At 68.8% G+C, this 7566-nt stretch carries 5 protein-coding genes; 3 read left to right on the top strand and 2 right to left on the bottom strand.

What is annotated here, in order from left to right; genetic code table 11:
* Nucleotides 1-79: 79 nt before the first annotated feature.
* Complete coding sequence (locus BJQ90_RS10045) at nucleotides 80-1594, bottom strand: CYTH and CHAD domain-containing protein (RefSeq protein ID WP_226760146.1); 1515 nt, start codon at nucleotides 1592-1594, stop codon at nucleotides 80-82.
* A gap of 102 nt (nucleotides 1595-1696) precedes the next feature.
* On the opposite strand from BJQ90_RS10045, the gene hrpB reads away from it, so the two are divergent.
* The gene (gene hrpB / locus BJQ90_RS10040) at nucleotides 1697-4378 is read left to right on the top strand and encodes an ATP-dependent helicase HrpB (protein WP_226760145.1); all 2682 of its coding nucleotides are present in this window, start codon (nucleotides 1697-1699) and stop codon (nucleotides 4376-4378) included.
* Between the two features lie 375 nt (nucleotides 4379-4753).
* Nucleotides 4754-5053, top strand: coding sequence for a hypothetical protein (locus BJQ90_RS10035; RefSeq protein WP_226760144.1), 300 nt, complete (start codon nucleotides 4754-4756; stop codon nucleotides 5051-5053).
* Here BJQ90_RS10035 and BJQ90_RS10030 read toward each other — a convergent pair.
* The gene (locus tag BJQ90_RS10030) at nucleotides 5044-6366 is read right to left on the bottom strand and encodes a nicotinate phosphoribosyltransferase (protein WP_226760143.1); all 1323 of its coding nucleotides are present in this window, start codon (nucleotides 6364-6366) and stop codon (nucleotides 5044-5046) included. The two genes, BJQ90_RS10035 and BJQ90_RS10030, sit on opposite strands and share 10 nt — an antisense overlap.
* A gap of 96 nt (nucleotides 6367-6462) precedes the next feature.
* Between BJQ90_RS10030 and ligD the strand changes: the two genes are divergently transcribed.
* Complete coding sequence (gene ligD, locus BJQ90_RS10025) at nucleotides 6463-7485, top strand: non-homologous end-joining DNA ligase (protein ID WP_226760142.1); 1023 nt, start codon at nucleotides 6463-6465, stop codon at nucleotides 7483-7485.
* Nucleotides 7486-7566: the final 81 nt, after the last annotated feature.

The raw sequence follows: 7566 nt of genomic DNA, 5'->3' as shown, positions 1-7566 counted from the left end.
GGCGGGAACTTCGCCACCAAGCCAAGACGCTTATGCTGTCCCGCCACGGCAGCCAGGTGGCAGCATAAAGAGGAGTTTCCTATTTCCAGCTCAGGGGCTCGGGCGGCGATGTTCGCCACGTGCGGAGGAACCGCTCGCGGGCTTCCTCACCCGCCTGTTGTTCCAGAGCGTGCAGCCGCCCGTAAGTGAACGCATTGGCGCCGGCATCTTCAGCGGCGAGTTTGCGCAGCAGCTCACGGGTGACGACGCTGTCGTGATGATCGCCCAGACTCTCCTGGATCTCCTCTGCGGCCCGTGCAAGGGTGGTTGCCCGCTTCCCGAATATCGGGGCCGACGATTCCGCCGTATAGCGCAGTCGCTTGGCACTCTTCCGGACCTCATGGAGTGCGGCGTCGAAGGTTGGATCGGCGGGATCGACGTCGAGAGAAGTTACTTCCCTTTTCAACCGTTTCCGTTCCTTCTCGACGAGCCGGCCCACCGTACGGACGGCTTCCTTTGCTGCGGTGTCGCTCAGCGGCGGTTCGGCCAGGAAAGCATCCAGCGCATCGAGAAGACGGAAGTACCGGGCACTATTCAATGCAGCGAGACCCTTGGCACGGGCAGCACGTGCGTCCGTACCGAAGTGCTCCTCGGCCTGCTCAGCAACCGGGCCCAGCACCAATTCGGGCGGTTCAGAGTTGATCAGGCCCAGCACCCGGTCCCGCATCACCTCGTTGTCCCGGGCCCCACCCACCGCGCCCGCAAGCCACTGCAGTTCGGAGCGCAGCGATCCGGCCCTTGCAGGGTCGGTCAGTGACCGGAAGGTGGCCAGTGCGGACCGCATCCGGCGCGCGGCCACCCGGAGCTGATGCACGGCATCCGGGGTGTCCTCCCGGACACCGGGGTCATGTTTTTTCAATGCCTCGACCTGCTGGCTGAGGTAGGAAATGAACACTGCCGAGGCCGGCCCCTCAGGCTCCGGTTCGGGGGCCACCGAATTGCCCGGAGGATACTGTCCGCCCAGGCCGCGGGCGAGTTTGGATGGCAGCGCCGACTTTTGGTGGCCGGTCGCGGCCACGAGCGAGTCTGCGGACTTGAGCAGCCGCTTGGGACCGTCGACGAGTTCGATTTCCCATTCCCGCCAAGTGGCGTGGGCATGTGGCTCCAGCAGGGTCTGGGATTCCACCCGGTCATCGCTGAATTCAGCAAGGGCGCTGCCATCGGCCGCGAAGAGACGCTGCACGGTGCGGCGGGTCTTCAGCCTGGCTACCGGAATCAAGTCCAGGTCCCTCGTGTGGACCCGCACGAGCTGCCGCAGGCGCCGGGGAACCGCCTCGGGGTCCGTTCCCAACGGCGCCGTGAACTCTTGACGTTCCCCCACAGCCACGGGAAGTTTCAAATGCCATCCGGCATCGTGTCCACCGGTCCGCCGGCGAAGGGTGATCCGGTGGGAGGCCAGGTCCAGGCTGGCGGTATCGAAGTAGACGGCATCAAGGGATTCTTCCTCGGGCGGCCCCACCCGGTCCACTCCCGGCAACGAGGCCAGGGCCGGCCATTTGTCATCTTCACCGACGTCGTATTTTCGCTCTACCTCGAGCATTCCGGAGGCGCTCATGCCCCAAACTACGCCCGCTGGTCGTGGCGCCGCAGGAGTCAAAAGTCCCGGGGTCCCCCCGGGCGGAACGCGCTGCCCAAGCTTTGTAGGCACAATGGAGGCGTGACTTCTCCGGCCGTTCCGCTGACCTCTCCACCCGCGCCCTTCGAACTGGGGGTCATCGGGTCCGGTCTGGCGTTCGCGCACTCGCTGGACGAGCTGGCCGAAGCGCTCCGGACCGGAGGCCCCTCCGCGACCGCCGTGGTGCAGGCGCCGCCAGGCACAGGCAAAACAACCCTGGTTCCGCCGTTGCTGGCCAACCTCGCCATGGCAGATGGCCGGCAGCTGACCGGCGGGGCACTGCCGCGCATCATTGTCACCCAGCCTCGCCGGGTGGCCGCCCGCTCGGCTGCCCGGCGCCTCGCGGCCCTGGACGGCAGCCGGCTCGGGGAACGCGTCGGCTATACGGTCCGCGGCGAACGCCTGGCCGGCCCGGGCACCCTGATCGAATTCGTCACCCCGGGCATCCTATTGAACCGCCTCCTCGCGGATCCGGGACTGGAAACCGCCAGCGCCGTGGTCCTCGATGAGGTGCACGAACGCGGCCTCGAAACCGACCTGTTGCTCGGCATGCTCACCGAGGTCCGCGAGCTGCGAGGCGACCTCGCGCTCGTCGCCATGTCAGCGACCCTGGACGCGCCGCGTTTCGCCGCACTCCTAGGCGCGGGCGGGGACTTGGGGGACAGCGGCGCGAAAGACCACGACTCTGGCGGCCCGGCGCCCGTCGTCGACTGTCCTTCCGCGTTGTATCCGCTTGAGGTGGACTGGGTGCCGGCGGGGGCGCCCCGGCTCGACGAACGGGGGGTGACGCGCGCCTTCCTTGATCATGTGGCAGACACCGCAGCTTCCTCCCACGCCGGTGCGCTGGCGTCGGGCCTGGACGTCGATGCCCTGGTGTTCCTCCCGGGGGCGTGGGAAGTTTCCTACGTCGCAGGCCGCCTGCGTGGCAGGACCCGGGCGGAGGTCCTGGAGCTGCACGGGCAGATCGGCCCCGCAGAGCAGGACCGCGCGGTCGCAGGACGCGAGCCCGGCGGCAGCCCGCGGATCATCGTCTCGACGTCGCTCGCCGAATCCTCACTGACCGTTCCCGGCGTCCGGTTGGTCATCGATTCCGGCCTGTCGCGCGAGCCCCGGCGGGACGCGAGCCGCGGCATGTCCGGTCTTGTGAACGTGTCCTGCTCCCGCGCTTCCGCTGAGCAGCGGGCCGGGCGGGCGGCACGCCAGGGACCGGGGCGTGTGGTCCGTTGCTACGACCAGAAGACCTTCGGTGCCGCACCGGCCCACCAGACACCCGAAATTGCGGTGGCCGACCTCACCGGGGCGGCATTAATTCTCGCCTGCTGGGGATCGCCCGGCGGCCGGGGACTGGCTCTTCCGGACGCGGCGCCGCAGGCCGTTATGGACGAGGCCGCTGAGGTGCTCCGGGAACTCGGTGCGGTGGCTCCGGACGGACTCGCCACCGATCTCGGCAAGACGCTGGCCCGGGTTCCCGCCGATCCCCGGCTGGCCCGCGCCCTGCTGGACGGGGCCGCAGCCGTGGGCGCACGCACCGCCGCGGAAGCCGTCGCGCTGGTCGCCGGCGACCAGCGCGCCCCGGGTGCCGATCTCCCGCGCCTCCTGGCTTCCCTGCGCGCGGGCAAGGAGCCGGCCTCGCGGCGCTGGAAGGAGGACGTCCGGCGGATGGAGGCGATCGCACGGCAGGAGAGTTCCGGCGTGCGGCGCCGTCCCCTGACCGCCGGGGTCACGCCTCGGGAAGCAGTCGGCTTCGTCGTCGCCCTCGCGTTCCCGGACCGTGTTGCGCGCCGGGTCCCCGGTGACGGGCCGGAGCGCTACCTGCTCAGCTCCGGGACACGGGCCGGTCTTCCGGCCGGAAGCTCGCTGTCCGGGCACGAATGGCTCGCCGTCGCTGAGGTCTCCCGGGCCCAGGGGCGGGACGCGGCCGGCACCGGCGCCGTCATCCGTTCCGCCGCCCCGCTGACGGCGGAGACGGCCGAGGCCGCCGCCCGGCACCTCCTGGCTGACACCGTGGAGGCCCAGTTCAGCCAGGGCAGGGTGACCGCCCGGAAGGAACGCCGGCTGGGCGCGATCGTGCTTTCCTCCACGCCGGTCCGTCCCTCCGCCGCCGACGGCCGTGCGGCAGTCGCCCGGGCGCTGGCGAAGGAAGGGCTTGGGACCATTGGATGGTCGCCGGCGGCCGGGGCCTTGCGCCGCCGTCTTGCCCTGGTGCACCGGGAACTCGGGGACCCGTGGCCGGACGTGTCCGAACCGGCACTGCTGGCCCGCCTCGACGAGTGGTTGGCCCCGGAACTCGAGGCGCTGGCCCGCGGCGCTTCCACGAGCGGGATCGACCTGGCAGACCCGCTGCGGCGCCTGCTGCCGTGGCCCGACGCCGCCCGGCTCGGTGAGCTGGTCCCGGAGCGGCTGGAGGTGCCGAGCGGTTCCTGGGTGAAAATCGACTATCCCGAAGTCGGTGACGAGGGCGCACGCCCGGTGGTCGCCGTCAAGCTTCAGGAGTGCTTCGGCTGGGACCGGACGCCGCGCCTTGTGGGCGGCAGGGTGCCGGTGCTGTTCCATCTGCTCTCGCCTGCCCGGCGGCCCTTGGCCGTCACGGATGACCTCGCCTCGTTCTGGTCCGGGCCTTACGCGCAGGTCCGTGCCGAGATGCGCGGCCGGTACCCCAGGCATCCCTGGCCGGAGGACCCGAGGACGGCCCCGGCGACCGCCAGGACCAAGAACCGGAGCTGATTTACCGGCAGCTGTTACGTGATTGTGACGCGGCTCACGGCACTTTGGCTATTCTAGAAGTGGTCATACAGTCGGCCGTTCATGCTTCGCAGGGGATCTTTTTATTATGACTAGCAAACTCGGCATCACTGTCGCTGTCGACCTCAGTTCGGAATCCGCACTCGTTTCACCGGTGGGCCGACTCACCGTCCGCAATGTTCCAAGCCTTATCGCGGTCGCCCATCGGGCAGGCTCCTTTGGGTATGGCCTCGACGTTGTTATGGACCTGCGGAAGCTGACTACCGCAGATCCCCAAGCCGTGGCCATGATCCGGGATTCGGGATGGCACGGGAACAATCTACTCGGAGCCGGACAGACCGGCCGGGGGCGGGCGGCATGAGACCGGAACTGGCCGGCGGATACGGGTCCATTGCCCCCGCCCATGGTGCCGGATTGATTTTCGACTCCTTTCGCCGTTGGCCCCTGGTGCCCTCCTCGCAGTTGGTGCGGCTCCGCTCGGCCTTGCTGCAGTGCGTTGATTTGGCCTCCCCGGACAACGGCAGGGACCTCTCGGAGTCCGCAGGGAAACTGCTGCGGCTCGTCACCGACGAACTGGAGCGCCGAAACGGCACCCCAGGCCGGGCCGCAGTGACGCCGGCAGGATTTCGGCACGCCAGGCGGCTGCCTCACGCGTAGATGGTCGGTATCGCGGGTTCGCCGCGCTGGAGCCGGTTCACGATGGCGGGCAGCTCTGCCATGGTGTCGGTGTGCCGGAGCCGGGCCCGTGCCACGGCCTCCGGACCTGTCCATCCCGGCAGGAGTTCGCCACCGCGGATGAACCGCTCCAACAGTGGCCTGGCGTGGGGTTCGTCCGCCGGCAGGCGGCCCAGCCCCAGAACTTCGTGGGTGGCTGTGCCGGAGCCGTCGAGCCTGCGTACCGGATGTTTCCGCCCGCCGACGTTGATCTTGTTCTTGGAGCTCTTGGCCACAGCGGTGAACTCGCCGGCGTCGTTGGTGCGGCTGACCAGTTTGTAGACCATCCCGGCGGTGGGGGCGCCGGACCCGGTGACCAGCGCCGTGCCGATGCCATACGAATCGGCCGGCGCCGCCCGCAGGGCGGCAACGGAGTACTCGTCGAGGTCGGACGTGACCACGATTTTCGTGCGGACGTTGCCCAGGCTGTCCAGCAGTTCGCGGACCCACCTCGCCTGCGCCAGCAGATCACCGGAATCGAGCCGCACGGCCCCCAGCTGGTCCCCGGCAAGCTCGACGGCGGTCCGGACGGCCGCTTCGACGTCGTAAGTGTCCACCAGGAGGGTGGTCCCGGGCCCCAGCGAGTCCAGTTGCGCCCGGAAGGCGTCCTGTTCGGTGTCGTGCAGGAGCGTAAAGGAATGCGCGGCTGTGCCTACCGTTCGGAGCCCGAAGCGCCGGCCGGCTTCCAGGTTCGACGTTGCGGCGAAGCCCGCGATGACGGCGGCGCGGGCAGCCGCGGCGGCGGCTTCCTCCTGCGCCCGGCGTGAACCCATCTCGAGGCAAGGCCTTCCTGCTGCCGCGCTGACCATCCGGGAGGCCGCCGAGGCGATGGCGCTGTCATGATTGAGGACGGACAGCACGAACGTCTCCAGGATGCAGGCTTCGGCAAAGCTGGATTCTACGATCAGGACGGGGGAGTAGGGAAAATACGCCTCTCCCTCGGGGTAGCCCCAAATGTCGCCGGAGAACCGGAAGTCCGCGAGGCGCGCCAAGGTTTCCGCGTTGACGACGCCGGTCCGGTCCAGGAACTCCAGCTCCGACGGGCCGAAGCGGAAGCCGGCAAGGCCCTCCAGCAGCCGCCCGGTCCCGGCTACGATGCCGTACCGGCGGCCCTCCGGCAAGGCCCGCGCGAACGCCTCGAAGACGGTTCTCCGCTCCGCAGCCCCGGAATGAAGGGCCGCCTGCAGCATGGTCAGTTCGTAATGGTCGGTGTAGAGGGACGTAATGCGGCCGTCCCGGGCCGGCGTGGTGTCCATGATTCACCCTAGTCCCCAGCACCCGGACGGTCAGCAGGCAGTGGTTGTGCACGACCTGCTATTCAGTTGACCCGTGTCCGGGGGTACCTTGTCCCCATGGCCAGGGAAGAAGTCACCGTCACTGTCAGCAGCCCCAGCGGCAACCGCGAATTGAGGATCTCCAGCCCCGGCCGGGTCCTCTGGCCGGATCTCGGGTTGACCAAGCTGGATCTCGCGCGTTACATGATCGACGTCGGCGACTGTTTCCTGGCGGCGAACGGCGACCGTCCGGTGACTCTGCAGCGGTTCTCCGGCGACATCGAGGGCGAGCAATTCTTCTCGAAGAATCCGCCCAGGGGCGCCCCGGACTTTGTGCGCTCGGTGATGGTGGTTTACCCCAGCGGCCGCTCGCATCCCCAGCTGGTGATTGACGAGATCGCCGCCGCGGTCTGGGCGGTCCAGATGAACACGGTGGTGTTCCACCCCTGGGCCTCGCGGGCGGGCAACCCGGACAACCCGGACCAGCTCCGGATCGACCTCGACCCGCAGCCGGGCACCGGATTCGAGGACGCTGTGCCTGCCGCGCAGGAACTGCGTTCCGTGCTGTCCGAGGCGGGCCTGGAGTCGTTCATCAAGACCTCCGGCAACCGGGGACTGCATGTGTTCGCCCCGATAGAACCCCGCCATGAGTTCCTCGAGGTGCGGCACGCCGTGATCGCCGCCGCCCGCGAACTTGAGCGCCGGATGCCGCAGGCGGTCACCACCGCGTGGTGGAAAGAGGAACGGGGAACCCGGATCTTCGTCGACTTCAACCAGGCGAACCGCGACCGCACCATGGCCGGAGCTTACAGTCCGCGTGCGCTGCCCGGCGCGACAGTTTCGTGCCCCATCGGCTGGGACGAACTGGAGCACGTCGACACCCAGGACTTCACCATCACCACGGTGCCGCAGCGGCTCAAGGCCATCGGGGACCCGTGGGCGGACATGCACGCGAAGCCGGGCACGATCGACATCCTTTTGGGGTGGTGGGAGCGGGACCTCGCAGCAGGGCTGGGGGAGATGCCTTTCCCGCCGGACTTTCCGAAGATGCCGGGCGAGCCGACGCGGGTGCAGCCCAGCCGGGCCAGGACCAAGGACTAGGTGTACTCAGCCAGGACGTTGGTTACACGGTGAAAGGGTGAAGACCTCTTAGGTTGGTGGTTACCACACACACCGAACGAC

Source organism: Arthrobacter sp. SO3 (assembly GCF_020532825.1).
Lineage (GTDB): Bacteria > Actinomycetota > Actinomycetes > Actinomycetales > Micrococcaceae > Arthrobacter.
This window is presented reverse-complemented; position numbering and strand designations above follow the sequence as displayed.

What these genes read in the sequence shown, in the direction of transcription:
- BJQ90_RS10035 (WP_226760144.1), top strand. Translation starts at nt 4,754, where the DNA reads ATGAGACCGGAACTGGCCGGCGGATACGGGTCCATTGCCCCCGCCCAT.
- BJQ90_RS10030 (WP_226760143.1), bottom strand. Translation starts at nt 6,366, where the DNA reads ATGGACACCACGCCGGCCCGGGACGGCCGCATTACGTCCCTCTACACC.
- ligD (WP_226760142.1), top strand. Translation starts at nt 6,463, where the DNA reads ATGGCCAGGGAAGAAGTCACCGTCACTGTCAGCAGCCCCAGCGGCAAC.
- BJQ90_RS10045 (WP_226760146.1), bottom strand. Translation starts at nt 1,594, where the DNA reads ATGAGCGCCTCCGGAATGCTCGAGGTAGAGCGAAAATACGACGTCGGT.